23 protein-coding genes are annotated in these 26,273 nt (G+C 69.6%); 6 read left to right on the plus strand and 17 right to left on the minus strand.

What is annotated here, in order from left to right; translation table 11 throughout:
* The first annotated feature begins 1 nt into the window (after position 1).
* Positions 2 to 1,006, plus strand: a complete 1,005-nt coding sequence (locus DFR72_RS26800) for an LLM class flavin-dependent oxidoreductase (protein ID WP_090063236.1) — start codon at positions 2 to 4, stop codon at positions 1,004 to 1,006.
* Positions 1,007 to 1,020: 14 nt separating this feature from the next.
* Here DFR72_RS26800 and DFR72_RS26805 read toward each other — a convergent pair whose 3' ends face one another.
* Entirely contained in the window at positions 1,021 to 2,241 is a 1,221-nt protein-coding gene (locus tag DFR72_RS26805) for a lanthionine synthetase LanC family protein (protein ID WP_245983534.1), read from the minus strand.
* 66 nt (positions 2,242 to 2,307) lie between these two features.
* Here DFR72_RS26805 and DFR72_RS26810 point away from each other — a divergent pair, with 66 nt between their 5' ends.
* Together DFR72_RS26810 and DFR72_RS26815 are read left to right on the plus strand one after the other, a co-directional pair.
* Complete coding sequence (locus DFR72_RS26810; RefSeq protein ID WP_090063239.1) at positions 2,308 to 3,159, plus strand: aminoglycoside phosphotransferase family protein; 852 nt, start codon at positions 2,308 to 2,310, stop codon at positions 3,157 to 3,159.
* A 30-nt stretch (positions 3,160 to 3,189) separates the two neighbouring features.
* Positions 3,190 to 6,219 carry an AfsR/SARP family transcriptional regulator gene (locus tag DFR72_RS26815; RefSeq protein ID WP_090063614.1) on the plus strand — a complete coding sequence of 1,010 codons (3,030 nt, stop codon included), beginning with the start codon at positions 3,190 to 3,192 and terminating at the stop codon, positions 6,217 to 6,219.
* Between the two features lie 18 nt (positions 6,220 to 6,237).
* Here the strand turns inward: DFR72_RS26815 and DFR72_RS26820 are convergent, their stop codons facing one another.
* The 9 genes from DFR72_RS26820 to DFR72_RS26860 all read right to left on the minus strand — a co-directional run bounded on the left by DFR72_RS26820 (position 6,238) and on the right by DFR72_RS26860 (position 15,498).
* Complete coding sequence (locus tag DFR72_RS26820) at positions 6,238 to 7,011, minus strand: ABC transporter permease (protein WP_090063242.1); 774 nt, start codon at positions 7,009 to 7,011, stop codon at positions 6,238 to 6,240.
* The gene (locus tag DFR72_RS26825; protein ID WP_090063243.1) at positions 7,008 to 7,958 is read right to left on the minus strand and encodes an ATP-binding cassette domain-containing protein; all 951 of its coding nucleotides are present in this window, start codon (positions 7,956 to 7,958) and stop codon (positions 7,008 to 7,010) included. The genes DFR72_RS26820 and DFR72_RS26825 overlap by 4 nt, the downstream gene beginning before the upstream one ends.
* A 66-nt stretch (positions 7,959 to 8,024) precedes the next feature.
* Complete coding sequence (locus DFR72_RS26830; protein ID WP_090063615.1) at positions 8,025 to 9,137, minus strand: MalY/PatB family protein; 1,113 nt, start codon at positions 9,135 to 9,137, stop codon at positions 8,025 to 8,027.
* 96 nt (positions 9,138 to 9,233) lie between these two features.
* Entirely contained in the window at positions 9,234 to 10,709 is a 1,476-nt protein-coding gene (locus tag DFR72_RS26835) for an alpha/beta hydrolase (RefSeq protein WP_245983535.1), read from the minus strand.
* Positions 10,710 to 10,783: 74 nt separating this feature from the next.
* Positions 10,784 to 11,533, minus strand: a complete 750-nt coding sequence (locus DFR72_RS26840) for a glucose 1-dehydrogenase (protein ID WP_090063245.1) — start codon at positions 11,531 to 11,533, stop codon at positions 10,784 to 10,786.
* Positions 11,534 to 13,039, minus strand: coding sequence for an aldehyde dehydrogenase family protein (locus tag DFR72_RS26845; protein ID WP_090063246.1), 1,506 nt, complete (start codon positions 13,037 to 13,039; stop codon positions 11,534 to 11,536).
* Positions 13,040 to 13,047: 8 nt separating this feature from the next.
* Positions 13,048 to 13,896, minus strand: coding sequence for an SDR family NAD(P)-dependent oxidoreductase (locus DFR72_RS26850; protein ID WP_090063248.1), 849 nt, complete (start codon positions 13,894 to 13,896; stop codon positions 13,048 to 13,050).
* Positions 13,897 to 13,975: 79 nt separating this feature from the next.
* On the minus strand, positions 13,976 to 15,061 hold the full coding sequence (locus DFR72_RS26855) for a Zn-dependent alcohol dehydrogenase (RefSeq protein WP_090063249.1): 1,086 nt from the start codon (positions 15,059 to 15,061) through the stop codon (positions 13,976 to 13,978).
* Between the two features lie 245 nt (positions 15,062 to 15,306).
* Positions 15,307 to 15,498: a ferredoxin gene (locus DFR72_RS26860; RefSeq protein WP_090063251.1), complete on the minus strand. Its 192-nt coding sequence runs from the start codon at positions 15,496 to 15,498 to the stop codon at positions 15,307 to 15,309.
* Positions 15,499 to 15,543: 45 nt separating this feature from the next.
* Between DFR72_RS26860 and DFR72_RS26865 the strand changes: the two genes are divergently transcribed.
* Both DFR72_RS26865 and DFR72_RS26870 read left to right on the plus strand, forming a co-directional pair.
* Positions 15,544 to 16,704 (plus strand): acyl-CoA dehydrogenase family protein, encoded by a 1,161-nt coding sequence (locus tag DFR72_RS26865; protein ID WP_090063252.1) that lies wholly within the window; start codon positions 15,544 to 15,546, stop codon positions 16,702 to 16,704.
* 9 nt (positions 16,705 to 16,713) lie between these two features.
* Positions 16,714 to 17,625, plus strand: a complete 912-nt coding sequence (locus DFR72_RS26870; protein ID WP_090063254.1) for an acyl-CoA dehydrogenase family protein — start codon at positions 16,714 to 16,716, stop codon at positions 17,623 to 17,625.
* On the opposite strand, the gene DFR72_RS26875 is transcribed toward DFR72_RS26870, so the two are convergent.
* From DFR72_RS26875 to DFR72_RS26905, 7 genes are all read right to left on the minus strand, one after another.
* Entirely contained in the window at positions 17,626 to 18,624 is a 999-nt protein-coding gene (locus DFR72_RS26875; protein ID WP_143086596.1) for a hypothetical protein, read from the minus strand.
* The gene (locus DFR72_RS26880; RefSeq protein ID WP_090063258.1) at positions 18,624 to 19,616 is read right to left on the minus strand and encodes a hypothetical protein; all 993 of its coding nucleotides are present in this window, start codon (positions 19,614 to 19,616) and stop codon (positions 18,624 to 18,626) included. Before DFR72_RS26880 ends, DFR72_RS26875 begins: the two co-directional genes overlap by 1 nt.
* A gap of 20 nt (positions 19,617 to 19,636) precedes the next feature.
* Positions 19,637 to 20,620 (minus strand): hypothetical protein, encoded by a 984-nt coding sequence (locus DFR72_RS26885; RefSeq protein WP_143086597.1) that lies wholly within the window; start codon positions 20,618 to 20,620, stop codon positions 19,637 to 19,639.
* A gap of 22 nt (positions 20,621 to 20,642) precedes the next feature.
* Complete coding sequence (locus DFR72_RS26890) at positions 20,643 to 21,629, minus strand: hypothetical protein (RefSeq protein ID WP_090063261.1); 987 nt, start codon at positions 21,627 to 21,629, stop codon at positions 20,643 to 20,645.
* A 28-nt stretch (positions 21,630 to 21,657) separates the two neighbouring features.
* On the minus strand, positions 21,658 to 22,638 hold the full coding sequence (locus DFR72_RS26895) for a hypothetical protein (RefSeq protein WP_143086598.1): 981 nt from the start codon (positions 22,636 to 22,638) through the stop codon (positions 21,658 to 21,660).
* A gap of 73 nt (positions 22,639 to 22,711) precedes the next feature.
* Positions 22,712 to 23,800, minus strand: a complete 1,089-nt coding sequence (locus DFR72_RS26900) for an NAD(P)H-dependent flavin oxidoreductase (protein ID WP_090063264.1) — start codon at positions 23,798 to 23,800, stop codon at positions 22,712 to 22,714.
* Positions 23,781 to 25,367: an acyl-CoA synthetase gene (locus DFR72_RS26905; protein ID WP_090063266.1), complete on the minus strand. Its 1,587-nt coding sequence runs from the start codon at positions 25,365 to 25,367 to the stop codon at positions 23,781 to 23,783. Before DFR72_RS26905 ends, DFR72_RS26900 begins: the two co-directional genes overlap by 20 nt.
* A gap of 74 nt (positions 25,368 to 25,441) precedes the next feature.
* Between DFR72_RS26905 and DFR72_RS26910 the strand changes: the two genes are divergently transcribed.
* Complete coding sequence (locus DFR72_RS26910) at positions 25,442 to 26,233, plus strand: crotonase/enoyl-CoA hydratase family protein (protein ID WP_090063267.1); 792 nt, start codon at positions 25,442 to 25,444, stop codon at positions 26,231 to 26,233.
* The last annotated feature ends 40 nt before the right edge of the window (positions 26,234 to 26,273 follow it).

The following is a 26,273-nucleotide window of genomic DNA, read 5'->3' on the forward strand; positions in this document are numbered from 1 at the left end:
GGTGCCGCGGAAGTCAGAGCCGTTGCGAAAGCTGGGTTTTCTCACCATCGGGCTGTTCGACGAGCACGATCCCGGTGCGGGCCACCGCTCCACGCTGGACGTGATCGTGCTGGGCGAGGAACTCGGCTTCGACAGCGCGTGGGTGCGGCACCGGCACCTGCAGTTCGGCATCTCGTCGCCGGTCGCGGTCCTCGCCGCCGCGACCCAGCGGACCAGCCGGATCCAGCTCGGCACCGCGGTCATCCCGCTGGGCTGGGAGAACCCGCTGCGGCTCGCCGAGGACCTGGCGACGGTCGACGTGCTGTCCGGCGGCAGGCTCAACCCCGGCATCAGCGTCGGGCCTCCAATGCACTGGGACGACGTGAAGCACGTGCTCTACCCGGAGACGGCGGACGTCGAGAACTTCAGCTACGACCGCGTGCAGCGGCTGCTCGACTTCGTGGGCGGCGAGAAGGTCGCGTCGTTCAGCGGCGTCGAGGGCATCGAGGTCTGGTCGGACCGCGTGCAGCCGCACTCGGCAGGGCTGCGCGACCGGATCTGGTACGGCGGCGGCAGCCTGCGGTCGGCGAGGTGGGCGGGCGAGCACGGCCTGAACCTGCTGGCCAGCAACGTCGTCCAGGCCGAGGAGTCCGAGGACTTCGCCGAGATCCAGCGCTCGCAGATCCGCACGTTCCGCGAGCACGGCGGCGGCCGCGTCTCGCAGGGCCTCGTCGTGATCCCGACCGACTCGGCCACCCCTGAACAGCGCGCCAAGTACGAGGCCTACGTCGAGGGACGCACCGCGCGGACCGGCAAGCCGTTCGGCCCGCGCAAGTACATGTTCGAGCGCGACCTGATCGGCACGTCCGCCGAGATCGCCGAGCAGCTGTACGCGCACCTCGCCTTCCAGGAGGTCGACGAGGTGGCCTTCGCGCTGCCGTTCAGCTTCGCCCACGAGGACTACGTGCAGATCCTCACCGACATCGCCACGAAGCTCGGCCCGGAACTGGGCTGGTCACCCGCTTAGTGCTGCGACGCCACTTACGCCCACCAGGTGTCCATGCGTGGCACCGACCTCAGGTCACCCCGTTCCACGCGGTCGGCGTGGAACAGGAACCCCGCGATGCCCGCCGCGCCCTGCATCCAGCCGATGCCGGGCGGCAGCAGCGGGTCGTCGTTGCGGTGCTCGATGAACCGCCAGCACACGCCGGACCCGTCCGGGATCGCCCGTTCCACCACGACGTCGGCCAGGTGGAGCGCGAAGTCGGTGTGCTGCCCGGCGTCGAGCAGCACGTCGCCGACACCGGCCGTGCCGCAGCAGCGGCCGTCGTTGTCCCAGAAGCCCGGGTACTTCCGTTCGGGCAGGCCGGAGACGCGGACGCTGTGCAGGCAGCGGCGATGCCACTCCGCGACGTCCGCGCCCGCCACCTCGGTGATGCCCGCGTGCCGCAGAGCCGGCCACAGCAGCGAGGTCCCGGTCGGGCCGTGGCACCAGCCGTAGCTGAACGGATCCGGGTCCACGACAGGCACGCGGCGCCGCACCCGGAACCCTCCGTCGCCGGTGTCCGCCAGCGCCACGAGGTGCTCGGCGCCTTCAGCCGCGGCCTCCACGAGGTCGGGTCGCCCGAACTCGGCACCGGCCAGGGCGAACGCGGCGGCAACGCCTGCGACACCGTGCGAGAAGTTGGGGCTGTGCCAGTCGTTCGTCGTGAAGCGCTCCGGCACCCAACGCCAGTTGGCGCCGGACTCGGCCTGCTCCCGTTCGGCCAGCAGCACCCCGGCGGCCGTCCGGGCCAGCTCATCCGCGCCTTCGACGTCGTGGCGGTGGGCCCACACCGCGCCCAGCAGCACGCCCGCCGTGCCCACGGCCACGTCGTGCACGCGAGCGCCCGGCAGGTACCTCGGCGGCTCCAGGAACTCCTGCGGCCATCCGTCCGGAGTGGACAGTTCCAGCAACCTGGTGACCGCGGTCCCGGCTCCGGGAGCGCCCAGGGCCGTCAGCACGCTGATCGCGCTGACCAGGCCGTTGAAGAACGTGGCGTCGGTCGTCACCCCGATGCTCCCCTGGACACGCGCTACGACGGCGTCCGCCAGCTCCTGCTCGCGCGCCGTCCACTCCCGGCTCAGGCGGATCTCCGCCAGCACGTGCGCCAGCCCGCCGACGCCCGCGTACATGCCCTCCCGGTACCGGACTCCCAGCTCACCACCTGGGAACTGCGGGATCCACACACCGCTGTCGTCGTGACACACCTGATCCAGCACCCATCGCCAAGCATCCTCGGCGGTCCCCCGGCACGTCCCCATCCGCCGATCATTACATTGGCGGAGGTGACTGTGCAGCGAACGCTCGCGGCCGCCGGGCTGACGGACGCGAAGACGACGCCGCTGGGTGGCGGCACCTACAACTCGGTGTTCCTGGTGTCCGCGCACGAGGGCGAGTTCGTGCTGAAGATGTCGCCCGGCGACCAGCCCGGCCTGACCTACGAGCGCCACCTCATGCGGACCGAGGCTATGTTCTGCGCGCTCGGGTCCGCGGTCGCGCCGGTGCCGGAGGTCGTCTACGCGGACGACACCGCGCTCCTGGCGACCTGCCTGCCGGGCCGGCCCGTCTTCGGACGGTCCGATGTCGACCGTCCGAGGCTCCGCCGCGAGCTCGGGCAGGCGGTGAGGGCGTTGCACGAGGTGACCGGGCCCGGCTTCGGCTATCCGCAGCTCGGCCTGCACGACACGTGGACCGGGGCGTTCTTCGGGATGTTCGACGCGGTGCAGGCCGACGCCGAACGCTACGGAGTGCGGCTCCCGACGGCCGATCTGCACCGCCACGCCAAGGCGTTCGACGAGGTGGAACGACCGGCGCTGGTCCACTTCGACCTGTGGGACGGCAACGTCCTCGCCGACACCGGACTCACCGGGCTGGTCGACGGCGAGCGGGCGTTCTGGGGCGATCCGGTCGCGGACTTCGTGTCGCTCGCGCTGTTCGGGTCGATCGAGGACGACGCGGACCTGCTCGCGGGCCACGGCTTCGAGTTCACCGACTCGGCGCGCGTCCGGCTGGCCGCCTACCAGGCCTACCTCTACTCGATCATGCTGACCGAACGGGTGCCGCGCGGCAGCACCGACCAGGAGATGGAGCGCGTGATCATGGACGCACTGACGCGCGCACTGGGCGTTCTCGCCTGATCGCGGCAGGTGATCTGGGAAGCTGGAACCGTGCGCGTGGCATTGCTGGGCCCGACGAACGTCGAGACCGAGGACGGCACACCGGTCGACATCGGTGGTGCCCGCGTCCGCATGCTCGTCGCACGCCTCGCGCTCGACCCCGGCCGACCGGTGCCGGCGACGACGCTGATCGACGACCTGTGGGGCGAGCAGCCGCCGGCCGACGCCGTGAACGCGCTGCAGTCGCTCGTGTCGAGGCTGCGCAAGGTCTGCCCGGTCGCGCTGGAGCCGGGCGGCTACCGGCTGGGCGTGACGACCGAGGACGTCGACGTCTTCCGGTTCGAACGGCTGCGCGCCGCCGGGCGGCTGGACGAGGCGCTCGCGCTGTGGCGCGGTGACGCGCTGGCCGATGTGCGGGAGGCGCCGTTCGCCGCGCCGACGGCCGCGCGGCTCGAGGAAGCACGCCTGTCCGCGCAGGAAGACCGCGGCGAGCTCGACGTCGCCGCACTGACCGCGCTGCACGAGAAGCACCCGCTGCGGGAACGCCTGGCCGGGCTGCTGATGCGGGCGTTGTGCGCGCAGGGCAGGCAGTCCGACGCGCTGCACGTCTACACCGAGGTCCGCGGCAGGCTCACCGACGAACTGGGGGTCGATCCCTCGCAGGAGTTGCAGGACGTCCACCTCGCGGCGTTGCGCGGTGAGCTCGGGCCACGGCAGGTGGCCGACCGTTTGCCGGTGCGGCTCACCAGCTTCGTCGGGCGCGACGACGAGCTCGCGGAGATCGCCGGACTGCTCGGCGGGGCTCGCCTGGTGACGCTGGTCGGGCCCGGCGGCGCGGGCAAGACGCGGCTCGCCACCGAGGTCGCGGCGCGGCATCCGTTGCACGGCAAGGGCCGCGTGTGGTTCGCCGCGCTGGCCGGCGTCCGGGCGGCGGAGGACCTCGCCGGCGTGGTGCTCAGCGCGTTCGAGGTGACGTTCGCCGGGGATCCGCGGCGGCGGGCCGGCGAGGGCATGGCCCGGATCGCCGAGGTGCTCGACGCCGGGGAGTCGTTGCTGGTCCTGGACAACTGCGAGCACCTGATCGGCGCGGCGGCCGAGTTCACCACCGAGCTGCTGCGCCGGGTGCCGAACCTCCGCGTGCTCGCGACCAGCAGGGAACCGCTCGCGATCGACGGCGAGTCGCTGTGCCCGATCGGCCCGCTCGCCGTGCCCAACGGTCAGGCGGACGTGTCCGCGTTCGGCGCGGTGCGGCTGTTCCTCGACAGGGCGAGCGCGGTGAAGCCCGGGTTCCGGCTCGACGAGTCCACTGTGGACGACGTGAGGATGATCTGCCGCAGGCTCGACGGCATGCCGCTCGCGCTGGAACTGGCGGCGGCACGGCTGCGGTCGATGACGGTCCGGCAGATCACCCAGCGCCTGGACGACCGGTTCCGGCTGCTCACCTCGGGCAGCCGCACCGCGCTGCCGCGCCAGCGCACGTTGCGCGCGGTCGTCGAGTGGAGCTGGGACCTGCTGACCGAGGAGGAGCTGCTGCTGGCCCGGCGGTTCGCGGTGTTCCCCGCCGGCGCCGACCTCGCCGCGATCGAGGCCGTCTGCCTGCCGGACCCGTTCTACGTGCTCACGTCCCTGGTCGAGAAGTCCATCGTGGACGTCATCGAGATCGAGGGCGAGCCGCGGTACCGGATGCTGGAGACGATCCGGGTGTACGCGGACGAACAGCTCGAGGCGTCCGGCGAGAAGCGGGAGGTCGTCGGCCGGTTCCGGCACTACTACCGCGAACTGACCGCGCGCTGGGAGCCGCTCACCCGCACCGCGCGGCAACTGGAGGCGATCGACGTCTACGAGGCGGAGCAGGACAACGTCGTGGCGGCGTTGCGCGGAGCGATCGACGACCGCGAGGTCGAGCTGGCGGCGGACCTGCTCGGCGGCACGTTCTGGTACTGGCTCGTCAAGGGCGACAACGAGCGCGCGGAGATGTCGGTGCGCGACGTGCTCGCGCTCGGCGACCTGCTGCCCGCCGACCGCTTCGCGACGTTCCGGGCCATGCAGCTCATCATGGCCGCCGTGCCCGGGGTGACGGACGCGGAGGAGGCTGCGGCGGTCATCGAGAGCTGCGTGAACTCCGGCGCCGTCCAGAAGTACCCGTCGCTCGCGATCGCGCTGCCCATGCTCGCGTTCCTCAGCCAGAACACCGAACTGGCGCGCCGCGAGGTGGAGCGGGCGGCGGCGAGCGAGGACCCGTGGTCGCGGGCGGGCGCGGAGTGGGCGTACAGCTTCATGCTGGTCGACGACGGTGACCTGGAAGGTGCCGAACGGGCCCGCGACCGCGCGTACGACCAGTTCACGGCCATCGGCGACCGGTGGGGCTCGGCGATGACGCTCGGCATGAAAGCCGCGTTCGTCTCGCACACCGGTGACAACCAGGGGGCGATAGACCTCTACCAGCGCGGGCTGGAGGTGGCGACGGAGCTGCGGTCGCAGGACGACGCCGTGCAGCAGCGGTGGCGGCTCGCGGTGGAGTACGCGCGCATGGGTGATCACGGCGCGGCCGCGCGCGAGGTGGTCGCGGCGGAGCAGTTCGTCAGGGACGTCGGCAACGACCAGCTGTCCACGATGCTCGACTACGCGAAGGCCGAGGTCGCGCTGCGCGCGGGCAGGACCGAGGAGGCACGCGCGCTGAGCGTCAAGTTCAAGCAGCGCGCCATCGCGTCGTCCCTGCTCGGGACGTTCGTCACGGAGTGGATCGCGATGCTCGACGCGCGCGTCGCGATCGCCGACGGCAGGTTCGACGACGCCGAGACGTCCGCCGCGGTGGCAGTCCAGACGACGTCCGACCGCGCCGACATGCCGGATCTCGCGGCAGTGGCGGAACTCCTGGCCCAGGTGCGGCACCTGCAGGGCCGCGACGACGCCGCGCGGCGGTTGATGGAGCTCGCCCAGCTCATCCGCGGTCGGCTCGACATGGGCGATCCGGACGTGCGGCACCTCGTCACCGAACTGGGTGAGCCCGCACCGCTGACGCTCACCAAAGCCGAGGCGCTGCGACGGGTGCGCGAAGAAGCGGGCCTCAGCACCGGCTGAGACCCGCCTCCCGATCGGTCACACGCGCTTGCGGTAGGCCCACATCGCCAGCGGGAAGAACACCGCGACCGCGCCGGCCATCCAGAGCAGCGACCCGGTGAGCGGCCCGGCGATCGCGCCGCCGTTGAGCAGCCCGCGCAACGCGTCCGACAGCAGGCTCACGGGGCTGATGTCCGCCCACGCCTTGAGCCAGCCCGGCATCGTCGAGGTGCCGACGAACACGTTGCTGCCGAACGTCAACGGCATGATCAGCACGATCATGATGCCCTGCACGGCCTGCGGCGTCTTGAGCAGCATGCCCACGAACACCGACGCCCAGCAGAAGCACAGTCCGAACGCGATCGCGAGCCCCGCCGCGATCAGCAGTTCCGCCGGACCCGTCTGCACCCGGTAGCCCATGACCGTGGCGACGATCATCAGCACCACGACGCACACCACGTACCGCACGACGTCCGCCAGCACCGCGCCCACCAGCGGCGCCGACCTCGCGATCGGCATCGCGCGGAACCTGTCGAAGACGCCCTTGGAGACGTCCGTGTTCAGCTGGACGCCCGCGGTCATGCTGGCCTGCAGGATGTTCATCACCAGGATGCCCGGCACGAGCATCTGCAGGTAGGCGTCGGTGTTCCCGGCGAGCGCACCACCGAAGAGGTAGGTGAACATCACCAGCAGGATGATGGGCGCGATCGTCACGTCCGCCAGCTGCTCGGGGTTCTTGCGGATCTTGAGGATCCCCCGCCAGGCCAGCGCGAAGCCGTGGCGCACTCCCCTGTCCAACGCGATGGTGCTCATACCAGGCTCCCCTCGTTCCGCTTTCCGGTGAGCGAGAGGAAGACCTCGTCGAGCGAGGGCAGCCGCAGCGCCAGTTCGTCCGCGGTGATGCCGGCTTCGTCGAGCTTGCGGACCAAAGTGGACAGCAGCACCGGGTCGTTCACCGGCGCCGTCAGCAGTCCCGTGTCGTCGTCCCTCGTCGGCCGGACCCCCGTCAGGTCGCCGAGGATCCGGTACACCACGTCGAGATCGCGCAACGACGTCGGCCGCACCTGCAGCGTCTGCCCGCCCACGCGCCGCTTCAGCTCGTCCGGCCTGCCCTCGGCCACGACGCGGCCGTGGTCGAACACCGTGATCGAGTCCGCGAGCTGGTCGGCCTCCTCCAGGTACTGCGTGGTGAGCAGGACCGTCACGCCGTTGGCGACCAGCTTGCGCACCACCGCCCACACCTCGTTGCGGGCGTGCGGGTCCAGGCCGGTGGTCGGTTCGTCCAGGTACAGCACGGACGGGTTGCCGACCAGGCTGGCCGCGAGGTCGAGCCGCCGGCGCATCCCTCCCGAGTACGTCTTGGCCGCCCGCCCCGCGGCGTCGGTGAGCTCGAACTGCTCCAGCAGCTCACGCGCCTTCGCCTTTGCCCCCGCACGCGGGTAGTCCAGCAGCCTGGCCAGCAGCACGAGGTTCTCTCGACCGGAGAGGTCCTCGTCCACCGACGCGTACTGGCCGGTCAGCCCGATCAGCGACCGGACCGCCCTCGGGTCCTTCACCACGTCGTGGCCGTGGACCGTGGCGTGCCCCGCGTCCGGGCGCAGCAACGTGGCCAGCACCCGCACCGCCGTGGTCTTGCCCGCGCCGTTCGGCCCGAGCACCCCCACGACCTTCCCCTCCGGCACCTCGAGGTCCACGCCGTCCAGCGCCTTGGTCTCCCCGTAGTGCTTGACCAGGCCTTCTGCCCTGATCGCGAGTGCCATCGTTCCTCCCTCAAGTTCAGGGGGAACTGTGCGCCGCACCGCTGGCAGACCACGCACAGCGCGCTGTCAGCGGCTGGCAGCCATCCTGCGCACGGCCTCGGTGATGATCTCGGGCGAGGTGCCGATGTTGAACCGCACGTGGCCCGCTCCGCCGCTGCCGAACCCTGCGCCCGACATCAGGGCGACCTTGCCCCGCTCGACGAAGAACGCGGCCGGGTCGTCGCTGAGGGCCCGGCAGTCGAGCCAGGCCAGGAAGGTCGCCTCGGAGGGGTCGTAACCGATCTCGGGCAGGTGCTCGGTGAGCAGGTTCTTCAGCAGCTTCCGGTTGTCGTCGAGGCTGGCCAGCAGGGCGTCGAGCCACTCGCCGCCCTCCCGGAGCGCGGCCGCGTGCGCGATGGTGCCGAAGTGGCTCGGCCCGTGGCTGACCTCCTCGGGCAGCCGCGCGAGGTCGTCGGTGCCGGAGATCGCGACCGCCGCCCGCATGGCCGCCAGGTTCCAGCCCTTCGACGCGGACATGAGCGACATCCCGTTCTCGTCGACGCTCAGGTACGGCACGAACCGGGTGCTCCGGGAGACCAGCGGTGCGTGGATCTCGTCGGCGATCACGCGGACGCCGTACGTCTGGGCCAGGCTCGCGAGGGCCGACAGCTCCTCGGCGGTGTGGACGGTGCCCGTCGGGTTCTGCGGGTTGCACAGCAGGTACACCGGGCGGTCGGCCTTGACGTGCTGGAACGTCCACTCCAGCACGTTCAGGTCGAGGCGGCCGAGCCGCAGCGGCGCCTCGACGACCGCGCGGCCCATGCTCCTGACGAACAGGTAGAAAGGCGGGTACACCGGCGGGCTGACGATCACGGGGGCGCCGGGCCCGGACACCAGCTTGATCAGCTCGACGATGCCGAGCATCACGTCGGACACGAGCGCCGTGCGTTCCACCGGGAGCTGCCAGCCCCAGCGCTGTTGCGCGAACGCCGCGAGCGCCTGCTGGTAGTCGTTGCCGGCCGGGTAGCCCGTGTCGCCGAGTTCCAGGGCGTCCGCGACGGCCTTCCTGACGGGATCGGCCAGGTCGACGTCCATCTCGGCCACCCACAACGGCAGCACGTCGTCCGGGAACTGCCGCCACTTCACACTCGTGCGCCGCCGCAACCGTTCCAAGGGCACCTGGGTCAGCGGGTTCAGCATGAACCCCAACGTAGGTCACCCGGGATGAGCCGTCACGTCGTGCGGTGATCTGTTTCAGGAAGGGCCCCGCAGGCGAGGCCCTTCCTGAAAGCGAACTCAGGCGAACGGCGCCTTGTCGATGCCGCACGTCTTCTGAGCAGGCAGCACACCGGTGAACAGGTACTCGCGCTTCACCTTCTCCGCGCACGCGCTGCGCACGTACATGGAGGTGTGCCCGTAACCCTCGACGGTCAGGAACCCCGTGCGGGCCATCTCCGCGGCGCCGTCACGGGCACCGTGCAGCGGCGTCGACGGGTCGAACCTGCTGTTGATGAACAGGATCGGCGCCGACGTCCGGCGGTTCCACGGTCCGGTGTAGCGGTCGTCGTCACGGCCCTGCCAGAACGCGCAGGCCATCATGTCGAACACCACGGCACGGCCCCAGTAGGGCACGCGCTGGTCCTCGCTCCTGCCGTACTTCGAGTACACCGCCGGGTCGCGCGGGAAGTTGCTGTCCGAGCACTGCACGGCGTTGAAGCCCTCGAAGCGGTTCGTGACGTAGTCGGCCGACGCGGTCAGCGAGGCCGGCGCCTCCCAGACGCCCTGCAGCACCCGGGCCGTGTCCTGCCAGGTGTCCGGCTGCGCCAGCGCGTCCCACACCAGGCTGATCAGCGAGACGCGGTCGAACCGGCCGTCCGGCGTGGTGACCGGGGACGCGGTCACGCGGGCGACCAGGTCCGCCCACTTCTGCTTGAGGTCGCCGCCCGCGAACGCGCAGTTCGCGCCCGGTGCCGCACACAGCTTCAGGAACTTCTCGAACGTCTCGGCGACACCGCGCGGCACGTCCTGGCGGGTGTCCAGCGGCACGGTCGTGCCCTGGTCGCCGTGCCCGGTGGCGTTGCCGATGAAGTCGAGCGCGCCGTCGAACGCGAGCGCGCGGACCTTGTCCGGGAACATGTTCGCGTAGATCGCGCCGAGGTGCGTGCCGTACGAGATGCCGTGGTACGTCAGCTTCTTGTCGCCCACCGCCTTGCGCAGCAGGTCGAGGTCGCGGGCCGTGTTGGCGGACGAGACGTGGTCCAGCAGGTCGCCGGACTTCTCCTCGCACCGCCGGACGAACTCGCGGTAGCCGTCGTAGAACGCGGGTTCCTCCGCCGCGGTGTCCGGGTAGACCGGGATGGAGTTGAGGAACTGCTGCTGTTCCTCGACGCTGTCGAAGCAGCGCACGGTCGCCGAACGGCCGATGCCACGCGGATCCCACGACACCACGTCGAACCGCGCCCGCAGTTCGGACGAGAACAGCCACTCCCACTTGCCACGAGCCCGCAGTCTGTCCACACCGGACGCTCCGGGCCCGCCGAAGTTCACGAACAACGAGCCGATCCGCTTCGCCGGGTCGGTCGCGGGCAGTCTGATCAGCGCGAGATCGATCTTCGCGCCGGACGGCTGGTCGTGGTCCAGTGGCACCTTGGCCGTCGAGCACTGGAACCCGTCCTGGCAGTCCTGCCAGGACAGGACCGGCGCCTGTTCGGTCGCCACCGCGGCCGGCGCCGGCCCGATGAGCAGCGCGGCCGTCAACAACAGTGATTTCACATGAAGCTCCCCAGGTTCGACCTCTCGACCACGAATACGCCGTCGAGATCAACTGGGTTGCCTACTGGTAACCGTCAACCGTTCAGCGCGTGCGTCGCCGTCGCCCCTCCGTCGACCACGAACTCCCCGCCCGTGCAGTAGGCGCTGTCGTCACCGGCCAGGAACAGCACGACGTTCGCGACGTCCTCGGGCTGCCCGATCCGGCGCAGCGCCAGCTTCTTGCCTATCGGCGAGACGTCGATCGGACGGCCCAGGGCCGTGCTGACCATCGGGGTGTCGATGGCGCCGGGGTGCACGGAGTTCACGCGGATCCCGTGCTGTCCCAGTTCCATCGCGGCGACCTTGGTCATGCCGCGGATCGCGAACTTCGACGCCGTGTACGCCACCAGGTACGGCATGCCGCCCAGGCCCTCGACCGACGACACGTTCACGATCGACCCGCCGCCGGCCTGCTTCATGGACGACACGACCGCACGCATGCCGAGGAACGTCCCGACCTGGTTGATGCTGATCACCCGCTGGTAGTCGGCGAGCGTGGTGTCGGCCAGTGCGGAGAAGTGCAGGATGCCGGCGTTGTTCACGAGAACCGTGATGTCGCCGAACGTCGCGACGGTGAACGCGACGGCGTCCGCCCACTCGTCCTCCGACGACACGTCCAGGTGGCAGTACTCGGCACCGAGTTCGGCCGCGAGCTCCTTGCCCTGGTCGTCGAGGACGTCGGTGATCATCACCCGTGCGCCCTCTGCGACGAACCGGCGTGCCGCGGCCGCGCCCTGACCCCGGGCGGCGCCGGTGATCAGGGCGACCTTCCCGTCGAGCCGCATCTACATCATCTCGTCGGTCAGCGGCATCATCACGGTCTTGAGCTCGGTGTAGGCCTCGTAGGCGCTCTGCCCGCCCTCACGGCCGAGGCCCGACTGCTTGTAGCCACCGAACGGGATGTGCGGTTCGAGCTGGAAACCGTTGATGCCGACCATGCCGACGCGCAACGCCTTCGAGACGCGGAACGCGCGGCGGACGTCGTTGGTGTAGACGCCGGCGCCCAGGCCGTACTCGGTGTCGTTCGCGATGCGGATGGCCTCTTCCTCGTCGTCGAACGGCACGACGGTCAGCACCGGGCCGAAGATCTCGTCACGCGCGATGGCCATGTCGTTGTCGGCATCGGCGAAGATCGTGGGTGCGACGAAGTTCCCGGACGCGTAGTCGCCGTCGAGCCGGGTGCCGCCGGTGACGAGCCGGGCGCCCTCCTCCTGGCCGCGCTCGATGTAGCCGAGCACGCGTTCGAGCTGTTTGCCGTTGATCAGCGGGCTGGCCAGCACGGCGGGGTCGAACGGGTCGCCGAACGTCACCGCGGTCGCGAGCATCTGCGCCATCGAGAGGAACTCTTCCTGCGCGTCCCGCTGCACCAACGCCCGTGTGTGCGCCACGCACGCCTGGCCCGACAGGCCCATCGTGACCATGCCCATGCAGGTCATCGCGGCGAGGCCGACGTTCGGGGCGTCCGCGAACACGATCGCCGGTGACTTCCCGCCCAGTTCCAGGGACACGCGCTTCATCGTCCCGGCGGAGGCCTCGACGATCCGGCGGCCGATCGTGCGGCTGCCGGTGAAGCTGATCTTGTCGACGCCGGGGTGGGTGATCAGCGCCTCGCCGGTCGGGTTGCCGGGGCCGGTGACGAGGTTGACGACGCCCTCGGGCAGTCCGGCCTCGATCAGCAGCTCGACCATGCGGATCACGCAGAACGACGCGTACTCCGACGGCTTCACCACGACAGTGCAGCCGGCGGCCAGCGCGGGCGCGAGTTTCTGGGCGAACAGCACGAACGGCGCGTTCCACGGCAGGATCGCCGCGACGACCCCGACCGGTTCGCGGAACGTCATCGCGAGGTGGTCGCCGCCCTGGTACGGCGGCAGGGTCTGGCCGCCGACCTTGTCGATCCAGCCCGCGTGGTGGTCGAAGATGTCCGCCGCGATGCCGACCGAGGTGGCGTAGATCTGCCCGAACGACAGCGGCACGCCGTTGTCCAGTGCCTGCAGTCCGCGCAGCTCGTCCGAGTGCTCTCGCAGCAGGTCTCCGTACCTGCGCAGGACCTTGATGCGCTCGCCCGCCCGGCTGCGCGGCCACGTGCCCTCGTCGAACGCCTTGCGGGCCGCACGCACGGCCGCGTCCACGTCCTGCGCCGAGGCGACGGCGAAGCTGCCGACCTCCTCACCGGTGGCGGGGTGGTGGTGGGTCCAGGTCTCGTCCGCCTCGCGGAACTCGCCTCCGATGAGGAGCCGGCCGTCCTTGAGGCCCAGCGAATCGCGGTGCGGTTGGACGGTGAGCGTCACAGCTCCTCCTAGAACGACATCGTTTCCGTGCAGGCGAAAGTCCTCTGGGGATCCCGGTCGGCGAAGTAGCCGTCGAGATCGGTGAACGCGCCGAACTTCTGCTCGACGGTCGGTGGTGCCATCAGCGCGACCATGCCGCCGTGCACGACGAAGACCTGGCCGTTGATCCTGTCGCCGGACGGTCCGGCCAGGTGTGCCACGAACTCGGCGACGTGCTCGGGCGCCAGCGAGTCGTCGCCTTCTGGCGCATCGCCGAAAACGTGCGCGGTCATCTGGGTTCGGGCACGTGGGCAGATCGCGTTGGCACGCACGCCGTAGCGGCTCGTGCCACGGGCGGTCGCCACGGTCAGCGCCGCGATGCCCGCCTTGGCCGCCGCGTAGTTGGCCTGCCCCTCCGAGCCGAGCAGGAACGCCTCCGACGAGGTGTTCACGATCCGCGCGTAGACCGGTTCACCGGCCGCCTTCGACTGCTGCTTCCACAGCGCGACGGCGTTGCGCGACAACAGGAAGTGCCCGCGCAGGTGCACCCGCACGACCAGGTCCCACTCCTCGTCGGTCATGTTGAACAGCATCCGGTCGCGCAGCACGCCCGCGTTGTTCACGACGACGTGCAGCCCGCCGAACTGCTCCATCGCGGCGGTGACGAGGGCGTCCGCGGTGCTCCGCTCGCCCACGTCCCCCTCGACCACGACGCACTTCGCGCCCAGTTCCTCGATCTCGCCCGCAGCGGCCTCGGCCGAGCCCGGCAGGTCGTTGAGCACGATCGACGCACCGGCCCTCGCGAGCTCCAGCGCCTCCGCGCGGCCGAGTCCGGCACCGGCGCCGGTGACCACGGCGACCTTCCCCGCAAGGTCCACAGGAGACTCCCAGAAGAGATGTGTCAGGAGAGATGTGTCAGGAGGAACGTGTCAGGAGGAACGTGTCAGGAGGAACGTGTCAGTCGAAGAGGATCACCTGGCGGATCAGCGATCCACCGCCCCGCAGGGCCTGCAGGCCCTCGTTCACGTCCTCGAGCCTGATCCGCTTGCTGATCATGCCTTCGAGGTCCAGCCGGCCCTGCCGCCACAGCGCGATCATCCGAGGGATGTCGCGGCGGAAGTTCGCCGTCCCGTAGAACGAGCCGTGCAAGGTCTTGTCGTGCAGGAAGAGCTCCTGGGCGCTGAACGACACCATCGCGTCCGCCCGGCCGGCGCCGACGACGACCGTGTGGCCACCGCGGCGGGTCAGGTCCCACGCCTGGCGGATGGTCGCGGGCAGGCCGACCACGTCGAACACGTAGTCGAAGCCCATGCCGGAGTTCAGCTGGTTGTTCAGGTCCGCGACGCCGTCGGGCGTCGTCGCGTGCGTCGCGCCGAAGTTCCGCGCCACCTCGTGCTTCTCGAGCACCGGGTCGACCGCGACGATCCGCGCCGCGGCAGCGAGCCGGGCGCCCTGGATCACCGCGACACCGACACCACCGCAGCCGATCACGGCGACGCTGGAACCCGGTTCGACCTTGGCGGTGTTGAGCACGGCCCCGACGCCGGTCAGGATGCCGCACGAGAGCAGCGCCGCGATCTCCCACGGCACGTCGTCGTCGACCTTCACGGCGGCATCCGCGGGCACGACCATCTCCTCGGCGAACGCGCCGAGCCCCGCGTACCCGAAGGCCGGGTTGCCACCGACGACGAACCTCGGTGACGTGAACGCGGAGATGGTGTGCACGAGGCACAGATGCGACTGGCCCGTCACGCACTGGGCGCACTTGCCGCACGGCGGCACGAACGTGATCGCCACGTGGTCGCCGACCGCGAGCGACGTCACGGCGCTCCCGATCTCGACGATCTCACCGGCGCCCTCGTGACCGACGACGCCGGGTGTGAGGGCCGGCAGCGTTCCGTCCATTGCGGACAGATCGCTGTGGCACACCCCGCAGGCCTTGATCCTGATCCGGATCTCCTGCGGCCCCACCGGGGCTGTGGTCACGTCGTCGCGGAGCTCGAGCTTGTCGTCGCCTACCTGGTTGAGCACGGCAGCCTTCACCGGTATCACTCCTCGCTGAGCTCACACGGCCTGGTGCCGCGGCCGACAGCCTTCGCCCCGTATTTCGACGTTCAGACGGGTGCATCGTGGCACCGGCTCCACGTCCTCATCCTGGTTGGCTGTGGGCGTGGGGCCGGTGCCGCGAGGCGCCCTGCTGAGCGCCGGAAAACGCGGCGAAGGTTGCCGGTCGCGGCACCACGTACCCGTCGCACACTAGAATCTGTTCTTGTTCATGACAAGGCCCATCAGCGTGAGAGACGCAGCGCGCCCATGGGACACGAAGCCACGGCCCGTTCCGCCGACTCCTCTTCCGACGGGGCCAGCTCACCGTCCCGGATCTGCAGAACCTCATCATCGTCAAGGTCAAACACCTCGGGCAGGATTGACATGCACGCCCCGTGCGCCTCACACACCGAAGGGTCGACGCCGACCTTCATCGCGGCCTCCTGACATCAAGTAGAACTTGTTCTAGAGTAGCGGTCATGCGCATCGGTTTCACGCCCGAACAGGAGCAGTTGCGCCAGGAGTTGCGGGCGTACTTCGCCGCGCTCATGACGCCCGAACGCAGGGCCGGGCTCGCCGGTGGCGGTGACTACGGCGACGCAGCGGTCTACAAGGACACCGTTCGCCAGATGGGGCTGGACGGCTGGCTGACCATCGGCTGGCCGCAGGAGTACGGCGGCCGCGCCCGCCCGATGATCGAGCAGCTGATCTTCCTGGACGAGGCGTCCGCGGCCGGCGCCCCGGTGCCGTTCCTGACGCTGAACTCCATCGGCCCGACGATCATGTCCCTGGGAACGCCCGAGCAGAAGGCCCTCTACCTGCCGAAGATCGCGTCCGGTGAGCTGCACTTCGCCATCGGCTACTCCGAACCGGAGGCGGGCACCGACCTCGCGGGCCTGCGCACGCGCGCGGTCCGCGACGGCGACGAGTACGTGATCAACGGCCAGAAGATGTGGACCAGCCTCATCCAGTACGCGGACTTCGTCTGGCTGGCCTGCCGCACCGACCAGGAGTCGCAGCGGCACAGGGGTTTGAGCATCATCATGGTGCCGACCTCCGCTCCCGGCTTCTCCTGGACGCCCGTGCCGACCATGTCCGGACCCACGACCAGCGCCACCTTCTACGACGACGTGCGGGTGCCCGCGGCGAACCTCATCGGCGAGGAGCACAAGGGCTGGAAGCTCATCACCAACCAGCTCAACCACGAGCGCGTCGCCCTCTGCTCGGCCGCGCCACTGCAGACCGCGCTGCGCGAAGTTCGTCAATGGGCGGACGAAACCGGTGCCGTGGAACAGGAATGGGTGCGCCTGCACCTCGCCCGCGTGCACGCCAGGACCGAGTTCCTCAAGCTCATCAACTGGCGGATCGCCTCCGGTTCCGACGAGGCCCCTTCCCCGGCGGAGGCCTCGGCGACCAAGGTGTTCGGCACCGAGTTCGCGACGGAGGGCTACCGGCTGCTGATGGAGGTGCTGGGCGCCAACGGGATCGTGCGCACGGGCTCCGCGGGAGCGCTGCTGCACGGCCGGGTGGAACGCATGCACCGGTCGTCGCTGATCCTGACGTTCGGCGGCGGCACCAACGAGATCCAGCGGGACATCATCGCGCGCGTGGGCCTCGGGTTGCCCGCTGTGCCCCGGTAAGGAGACTCCGTGGACTTCACCCTGACCGAGGCACAGCGCGAACTGGCCGCGCTGACCCGCAAGATCCTCGACTCGTCCGACACGCCCTGGCTCGACCTGGTCAAGTCGGGCGTCGTGCCGGAGCAGCCCGACGAGTTCGGCGTGCTGGAACAGTGCTCGGTGCTGGTCGAACTGGGCCGCGCGGTCTCCCCCGTGCCCTACCTGCCCACGACGGTCGCGGCGTCGGCCCTCGCGGAGTTCGGAACTCTGGAGCAGCGCAACCGCTGGCTGAAGCCGGGGACAGTGCTGTCCGTGGCGCTGACCGAGGTCGGCGGCGTCATGACGACCGTGCCGTTCGCCCAGAGCGCCGAGGCTTTCCTGGTGGCACAAGAGGACCAGGTGTTCCTCGTCGGTGCCGACGAACTAGAGGTCACCGCGCAGGAACTGGTCGACGGCTCGGAGGCGGGATCGTTCGTGCACGCAGGCGGCGAGGTGGTGCCGGGGCTCTCCCCGGACCGGCTGGTCACGCGCTACACGCTGGGGTTGTGCGCTCTGCAGCTCGGCGTCACCGAACGCGCCCTGGAGCTGACAGCCGAGTACGCGCGGACCCGCGTGCAGTTCGACCGGCCGATCGGCAGTTTCCAGGCCGTGGCACAACGTCTGGCTGATGCGTACATCGACGTCGCGGCGATCCGTCTGACGCTCTGGCAGGCCGCCTGGCGACTGTCCGAGGGCCTGGACGCGGCGGCCGAGGTGGCCACGGCGAAGTTCTGGGCCGCCGACGCCGGGCACCGCGTGGCGCACACCGCCGTGCACGTCCACGGCGGCACCGGCATCGACATGAGCCACGACGTGCACCGCTACTTCACCGCGGCCAAGCGCCACGAGTTCGAGCTGGGCGGCGCGACCGCCCAGCTCCTCAAACTCAGCGCCGTGCTGTGATCAACTGCAGACCCACAACCACCGCGCGGGACGTAGGTGGCGATCGGCGTTGGTGTAGGTACCGATCAACGTCGCGGCATCGGTGATCTCGCCGTAGTGGTCCCACATCGGCAGGAACGGTGCCTGGACGACGGTCCGGCCGCTCGGGCGCCACAGGGTCGGCGCCAGAGACCGGTCGGTGCCGAACACCGTGCCGCTGCCGTTGCGGCCGAACGGGCGGACCCCGCCGGCGTGTGCGGCCACCTTGGTGCCGGTCAGATCCCACTCGGTGATCTGGCTCTCGCGATCGTTCAGGCGTTCGAAGTTCAGCACCCGGCCGTTGTCGAACACCAGCGGGGACTGCGCGCCGGGCAGCTCGACCTTGGCACCGGTGTCGGTGTCGACGACCCAGCCCGACTCCCGTGAGATCGATGAAGAGTCCGCCAGCATCACGATCCTGCGCTGCGCGTCGATACCACGCGGGTAGCCCACGCCGAATGTCTTGCGCGGCCCGCTGCGCGGCCACATCACGACGGTGGCGTAGCTGTAGGTGAACTGCGGAGCCACGAGCCCGACCACGTCACCCGCGTCGTTGATGCCGAGCGCCCACGACTGCTCGCCGGGCTCGGTCTCCAACATCGTGTACACGCCGGCCTCGTAGCGGAAAGCCTTGAACGTCACGGAATCGCTGCCGGCCGGCCGATGCTCCTGACGGCCCGCCACCACGCTCACGTTGTTGACCGCCGCGGGAATGACGTCGGTCTGCGACACCCCCGGCATCTCACGCAGGACGTTGTTCACCCACAACAAACCGTACTTCGAGCCCGTTTCACCGCGCACGCCGACGATCCGGCTGTTGTTGGTGCTGCTCCCCGTCATCTCCGCCTGGAACGCGACGGCCGGCAACGGCAGGTCCTGCACGGTGTACTGGCACGCCGCCGCCACGGCCTGCGGTGCCACGGTGGCCGAGGCCACCGCGAGCACCGTCATCAGGCCCGCGAACACTCGCCCGCGTCGCATCAGCTGCACTGCCAAAGCCAGCGCGCGGGGCGGAGCTGCTGGTCGGCCTGGTAGGTGCCGATCAACGTGGCCGCGTCGGTGACGTCGCCGTAGTAGTGCTCCATCGGCAACTTGTCCGCCACCACAGGGCTGCGGCTGTTGGCGCGCCACAGGGTGGGGCCGCTACCGAGGTTCGGCTGCAGCGTGCCGAACACGGTACCGCTGTTGTTCCTGCCGAACGGCTGGTACCCGCCCCGGTGCTCGTTCACCTTGGCACCGGTGACATCCCACTCGGCGATCTGACCTTCCACGCCCTCGCCGCGCCAGTCGTAGGCCAGCACACGCTCGTTGTCGAGCACCATCGGCGACCGGGCGCCGGGCAGCGCGATCCTGGCACCGGTGTCACCGTCGACGATCCACCCCCACCCCTCCACCGCCAGCACGATCTCGCGCTGGGCGTTGACGCCGATCGGGTAACCCGGACCGAAGGACTTGCGCGCACCGTTGCGCGGCCACAGCACGACCGTGCGCTCGGCCGGGTTCTCCCGCTTCCAGACTTCGCCCAGCGCGTCACCCGTGTCGTTCACGGCCACCGCCCTGGAGTTCTCGTCCGCCGCGGTCTCCAGGAAGGTGTACGTACCGTTCTCGTAGCGGAACGCCTGGGCCGCCGTCCGGCTCATCGCCCGCCACTCCTGACGGCCCACCACGACGCTCGTGTTGTTGACCGCCTCCGGGTAAACGTGCTGGAACGGTTCCACAGGCCCGGGCAGCACGCGCAGGGCGCTGTTCACCCAGAGCACGCCGCGATCCATGTTCACGTCGTCGTAGGACCCGACGATCCGGCTGTTGTTGGTGCTGCTGCCTTCCGTCCACGCACTGGTGACGCCGGCGGGCAGCGGCAGGTCCTGCCGGCTGTACACGCACTCGGCGGCAGCCGCGGCCTGAGGTGATGCGACGACCGACATGACCGCGACCAGGCTGACCAGGCTCGCGAAGACTTTGCGCTGTTTCATCTTTCCTCTGCTTGCAGTGATCAACTGCAGGTCCAGACCCAGCGAGCCGGGTGAGAGCTGTCGTCGGCGTCCCGATAGGTGCCGATCAACGTGGCCGCGTCGGTGACGTCGGCGTGATAAGCGGGGTCGGGCAGCTTGTCCGCCACGACGCCGGTGCGACCGGTCTTGCGCCACAGACTCGGCGCGGTGGTGCCGAACGTGCCGAAGACCGTGCCGCTTCCGTTGCGGCCGTAGGGGTTGACGCCACCCTCGTACGTCGCGACGCGCGCGCCGCCGAGGTCCCACTCGACGAGTTGGGTGCCGGTGGCGGTGAACTCGAAGTGCAACGCCCTGTCGTTGTCGAACACCATCGGTGTGCGCGCACCGGGCAGCTTCGTCTTCGCGCCGGTGTCGCCGTCGATGATCCACCCCGACATGTCAGGGCCCTGCGGGTCGACCATCACGATCTTGCGCTGGGCGTTGACGCCGATCGCCTGCCCGGCACCGAACGACTTGCGCGGGCCGGTCCGCGGCCACATCACCACGGTCCGCTGCGCCGGCGTCGCCTCCTGCCACACGAGGCCGAGCACGTCACCGCCGTCGTTGATCGCGACACCCTCGGAGTGCTCGCCCGGCTCGGCGGGGAGGAACTCGTAGGCGTTGTTCTCGTAGCGGAACGCCCGGTGCAGGTCCGGCCCACCGCGGTAGATCTCCTGGTGGCCGGTGACGACACCGGTGTTGTTCACCCCACTCGGATGCACGCTGTCCTGAATGGACGCCGGTGGCGCCATCAGCCGCAACGCGCTGTTCGTCCACACCGCGCCGCGACTGCCGTTCTGCCAGTACGCGCCCACGATGCGGCTGTTGTTGGTGCTGCTCCCCTTGGTGTGCGGGTAGGTTCCGCCCGCGGGAACCGGGAGGTCCTGCCGCGTGTACTGGCACGCGGCGGCCACGGCCTGCGGTGTGACGACCGCGGACGCGAGGACCAGCGCGCCGAGCACACCGGCGGTGAGACTTCGACTCATGTTGTTCTCCCCCAGCACGAAATCAGCTGCAGATCCAGAGCCACCGCGCCGGGCGTGCGACGGAGTCCGCACCGGAGTAAGTGCCGATCAACGTGGCCGCGTCCGTGACGTCGCTGTAGCTGGAGTCACTGGGCAGGAAGTCCGCGACCACGTCGGTCCGGCCGGTCTTGCGCCACAGGGCCGGAACGTTGGCGCCCGTACGTCCGGGGTGTCCACCGAACACCGTGCCGCTCCCGTTGCGCCCGAACGGCTTCGCCCCGCCTGGGTGGGTGGCGACCTTCGTGCCCGCGAGGTCGTACTCGCTCATCTCCCAGCCGACCTGGTCGACGTACTCGCTGATCAGCACGCGGTCGTTGTCCAGCACCACCCACGAGGGACGGCCGGGGATCTCCACCACCGAGCCGGTGTTGGTGTCGATCACGTCCGTGGTCACCACTCGCTGGACCACGACCTTGCGGTCGGCGGTGATGCCGATGGGCTTGCCGGAGGAGACCAGCTTGCGAGGTCCGTTGCGGGGCCACAGGTACACGTCGCCGTAGTACTCCGAGGTGCCGGAGAACTGCAGGCCGATGACGTCACCGGTGTCGTTGATCGCATACGCGGTCGAACTCTGACCCGGATCCGTCTCCAGGTACTGGTAGGCGCCGTTCTCGTAGCGGAACGCCTTCTTCGTCCTCTCGCCGTCGCGCTGCTCGTACCCCGCCACGACGCTGGTGTTGTTGATCCCGGTGGGAATCACGTGGTACCACGTCGACAGGGGCGACGGCGGCATCTCCCGCAGCGAGCTGTTGACCCAGTAGGCGCCCCGGCCGAACTGGCCCTTCATCACCAGGCCGGCGATGCGGCTGTTGTTCGTGCTGCCGCCCATGGTGCTGACGTGCCCGGACCCGGCGGGCACGGGCAGGTCCTGGCGGTTGTACTGGCAGGTGGCGGCGACGGCCTGCGGCGCGGCACCCACCGACGCGAGCACCAGAGCGCTCAGCAAAGTGGCCGTGGTTCTCGGCTTCATCGGTTCGTTTCCCCAGTGTTCCGGTGAATCAGCTGCAGACCCAGAGCCACCGCGCCGGCCGCACGACGTCACCCGTCGTCCGGTAGGTGCCGATGAGCGTCGCGGCGTCGGTGATGTCGGAGTAAGTGCTGATCAACGGCATCGGGTCCGCCACCACGTCGGTCCGGCCGGCCGGGCGCCACAGGCCGTGGACCTGGGTGTTGGTGCCGGGCGTGATGTAGGTGCCCCACAGCGTGCCGCTGCCGTTGCGCCCGAACGCCCTCTGGGCGCCGGGGTGCGAGACGATCTTCGTGCCGTTGAGGTCGTACTCCGCGATCTCACGCTCACCGGACGCCAACCGCTCGGTGAGGAACACGCGGTCGTTGTCGAAGGTGGCCGTGCCGGCGCCACCGCCGGGGATCTGCACCGTCGGGCCACCGTTGGTGTCGTGCACCAGCACCCCCGAGGAGCCGCGGGCGACGATCTTCCCACCGTCGGTGATGCCGATCACGCTGCCGCCGTCGGCGGCGATCAGCTTCCTGGCACCGTTGCGCGGCCACAGGTACACGCCGCCGTCCTGCTGGGTACCGGCGACGTCACCGGCGTTGTTGACCGCCTGCGCCAGCGAGTTCTTGCCCTGATCGGTCTCCAGGTACTCGTACGCGCCGTTCTCGAAGCGGAAGGCCCGCAGCGTCGACGGCTGGCTCCCCAGCTCCTGCTCGAAGCCGACGACGACGCTGGAGTTGTTCACGTCGATCGTGAAGACGTTGTCCGCGCCCGTGGACGGCTGTGGCAGCTGCCGCAACGTGCTGTTCACCCAGTAGGCGCCGCGGGTGAACTCACCGTCCTGGACATGGCCGGCGATCCGGCTGTTGTTCGAGCTGCCACCGTTCAGGTACACGTTGCTCACCCCGGCGGGGACGGGCAGGTCCTGCTTGACGTAGGTGCAGGTGGCGGCCGAGGCCTGAGGCGTGGCGACGAGCGTCGCGAGCACAACGAGGCATGGCAAAACCGCGCGGGTGCGCTTCATGTGATTCCCCCAGAACAGATGTTTCCGACGCACACCCTAACTCGCCAGGTCGCCAGGTCAAGAGGTCAAGAGGTCAGCCGAGCTTGTTCAACCTCTCCACGGCCTGGGCGAACTCAGCCAGCAGGTCCGCCATGACGTCCGCCACAGGCCGCACCTCGTTCATCCGCCCGACGATCTGCCCGACCGGCATCGAGACCACGGACGGGTCGTCGGACCGGGCGATGCGCAGGTGCGCCTCGCTGACCAGGATGTTCTGCAACGGCATCGGCAACGGTTCCGGCGCCTCCGCGGACGTCCACGCCTCGGTCCACCGGGTCTTGAGCAACCGCGCCGGCTTGCCGGTGTAGATGCGGGTGCGGACGGTGTCGCTGGAACCGGCGGCGAGCAGGGCCTCCTGCGTGCTGGAGTTGCCCAGCGCGTACTCGGCGGTGGTCAGCCAGTACGAGCCCATCCACACGCCGGACGCACCGAGCGCCATCGCGGCGGCGGCCTGCCGTCCCGACCCGATGCCCCCCGCGGCGAGCACCGGGACGTCCACCGCGTCGACGATCTCCGGCACCAGCACCATCGTCGCTACCTCACCGGTGTGGCCGCCGGCCTCGTAGCCCTGGGCCACCACGATGTCGACGCCGTTGGCCACGTGCCGTCGTGCGTGCTCGGCCTTGCCCGCCAGCGCCGCCACCGGGACTCCGGCCGCGTGCACCTGCTCGATGACGTCGGTGGGTGGCGAGCCGAGGGCGTTCGCGATGAGCCGGATGGGGTGGCTCAGGGCGACGTCGACGTGGGATCGCGCGACCGAGTGCAGCCAGCCGAGCACGCCCTCGCCGCCTTCACCGTCGGGCAGCGGGGGGACTCCGAGCTTCAGCAACGTCTGTTGCACGAACTCCTTGTGGCTCTGCGGGATGAGGCTCGCCAGGTCGATCTGCGTGCCCTCCTTCGGCACGGTGGCGGGCATGACGATGTCGACGCCGTACGGCTTGCCGTCGGTGTTCTCGTCCATCCACGTCAACGCGCGGTCGAGGTCGTCCGCGTCGTTGAACCGCACGCACCCGAGGACACCGAGCCCGCCTGCCCGGCTGATCGCCGCCGCCACGTGCTCGGACGGCGTGAAGCCGAAGACGGGGTGCTCGATGCCCAGCTCGTCACACAGGCTGGTGCGCATGATCCTCCACGTGGCGCTTCGCCCACTGGTAGTCGGGTTTGCCGCTGGGAGTGCGGCCGATCTCGGCGACGAGCCACAGCGACCGCGGCACCTTGTAGCCGGCGAGGGTCTCGCGGACGTGAGCGTCCAGTTCGGACAGTGTCGGCGTCGCGCCGTCGCGAGGCTGGACGATCGCACCGACGCGCTGGCCGAGCAGGTCGTCCGGGATGCCGATGACGAGCGCGTCGAACACGTCCGGGTGCGACTTCAGCACCCCTTCGACCTCTTCGGGGAACACCTTCTCGCCGCCGGTGTTGACGCAGGTGTTGCCGCGCCCCAGCAACGTGATGTCGCCGTCCTCCTCGAACCGGGCGAAGTCACCGGGCACCGTGAACCGCCTGCCGTCGACCTCGACGAACATCCGCGCGGTCTTCTCGGGGTCCTTGTAGTAGCCGAGCGGGATGTGCCCGCCGCGGGCCAGCTTGCCGATGACGCCGGGCTTCGGCTCCAGCCTGTTGCCGTCCTCGTCGATGACGATGGTGTCCTCGTTGAGCTTCACCTTGGTGCCGTCGGTCTTCACGATCTCCTTGGGCACCGCGCCGATGCCGGTGGACCCGGTCTCGCTCGACCCGATCGACTCCAGCAGCGTCGTGTGCGGCAGGTGTTCGTGGTACTGCTTCTTCACGGTGTAGGAGAACAACGCGGCACTGCTGTTGAGGATGTACAGCGACGAGCCGTCGTACGTGCCGCGCTGGAACTCCTCGATCAGCGGCCGGCCCATGGCGTCGCCGGTGATGACGGCGACCTGGACCTTTTCCCTTTCGATCACCCGCCAGATCTCGGCGGGGTCGAACTTGGGCACCAGCACCACCGTGCTGCAGCTGAACAACGCGCCCAGCACGGCCCACTGCGCCGCGCCGTGGATCAGCGGCGGCAGGCACAGCCTGATGAGCCCGTAGTCCTTGCCCGCCTTGGCCTGCTGCCACTCGTCGGTCAGCCGTTCGCCCGTGACGAAGTCGATGCCGCCGCCGAGCGTGCGCCACACGTCCTCGTGCCGCCACATCACGCCCTTGGGCATGCCGGTCGTGCCACCGGTGAACAGGATGTAGAGGTCGTCGGGGCTGCGCGGCTCGAAGTCACGCTCACCGGACTCCTCGGCGAGTGCCGTTTCGTAGTCGGCGCCGGCGAAGTCCTCGTCCGTCTCGTCGTCGATCACGACCGCGTGGCCGGGCACGCCGACCTCCGCGACCAGCGGCGAGTACCGCCGTTCGTGTACGAGAGCGGTCAGATCCGCTTCACCGAACAAGTATTGCAACTCGTTCTTGGTGTAGCGGTAGTTGACGTTGATCGCCACGGCGCGCAGCTTGTAGACGGCGAGCATGGCTTCGACCAGTTCGATCGAGTTGCGCGCGTAGAGCCCCACGTGCGCACCCTGCGTCACGCCGTTCTTTGCCAGGTGGTGAGCCAGTTTGTTGGCTCGCGACTCAAGCTCGGCGTAGGTGACCCGCTTGGACCCGCACACGAGCGCGGTCCTGTCGGGCACGGTGTCGGCGGCGTGTTCAACGAGGTCTGCGACGTTGAGGGCCATGGTGTGCAAAGTAGAACGTGTTACTGTTCTGGACAATCCCCCGTGCGGTCAGACTCGATCCAGGAGGCGCGCGAATGACGACCACGACAGAACCACATGCCCTGGTGGAACTGGCCGGCAACGTCCTGGTCGTCACGATGAACCGCCCGGAGGTCCGCAACGCCCTGTCCGGCCCGATGCTGGCCATCATGAGACAGGCGTGGGACCGGGTGGACGCCGATCCGGACGTCCGCGTCTGCATCCTGACCGGAGCGGGCGGAGCGTTCTGCGCGGGCGCCGACCTCAAGGCGATGACGTCCAACCACCCCAGCGAGAACGCCGGCAAGTTCGACTTCTCCGTCATCGAACCGCTGCTCAAAGGACGTCGATTGACGAAACCGCTGATCGCCGCGGTGGAAGGTCCCGCAGTCGCCGGCGGCACGGAGATCCTTCAAGCGACCGACATCCGCGTGGCCGGTGAGAGCGCGCGGTTCGGCGTTTCGGAGGCGCGCTGGGGCCTGTTCCCCCTGGGCGGCTCGGCGGTGCGGTTGCCGCGCCAGATCCCCTACACCGTCGCGGCCGATCTTCTGCTGACCGGACGGCACATCCGTGCGGCGGAGGCCAAGGAGATCGGGCTGATCGGGCACGTGGTGCCGGACGGTCAGGCCCTGGACAAGGCCATGGAACTGGCCGGGCTGATCACGGCCAACGGGCCCGTTGCGGTGCAGAAGATCCTGCAGACCATGCGGGAGACCGAGGTCATGCACGAGAACGAAGCGTTCACAGTGGACGCCCGGCTCGGCATGGAGGTGTTCTCCAGCGAGGACGCCAAAGAGGGGCCGCGGGCGTTCGCAGAAAAGCGCAAGCCGGAGTTCAAGGGCCGGTAGACAGCTCGCGAACGAATCCGTTCGTACCCGTAACACTTCT

Source organism: Lentzea flaviverrucosa (genome assembly GCF_003350445.1).
Lineage (GTDB): Bacteria > Actinomycetota > Actinomycetes > Mycobacteriales > Pseudonocardiaceae > Lentzea > Lentzea californiensis.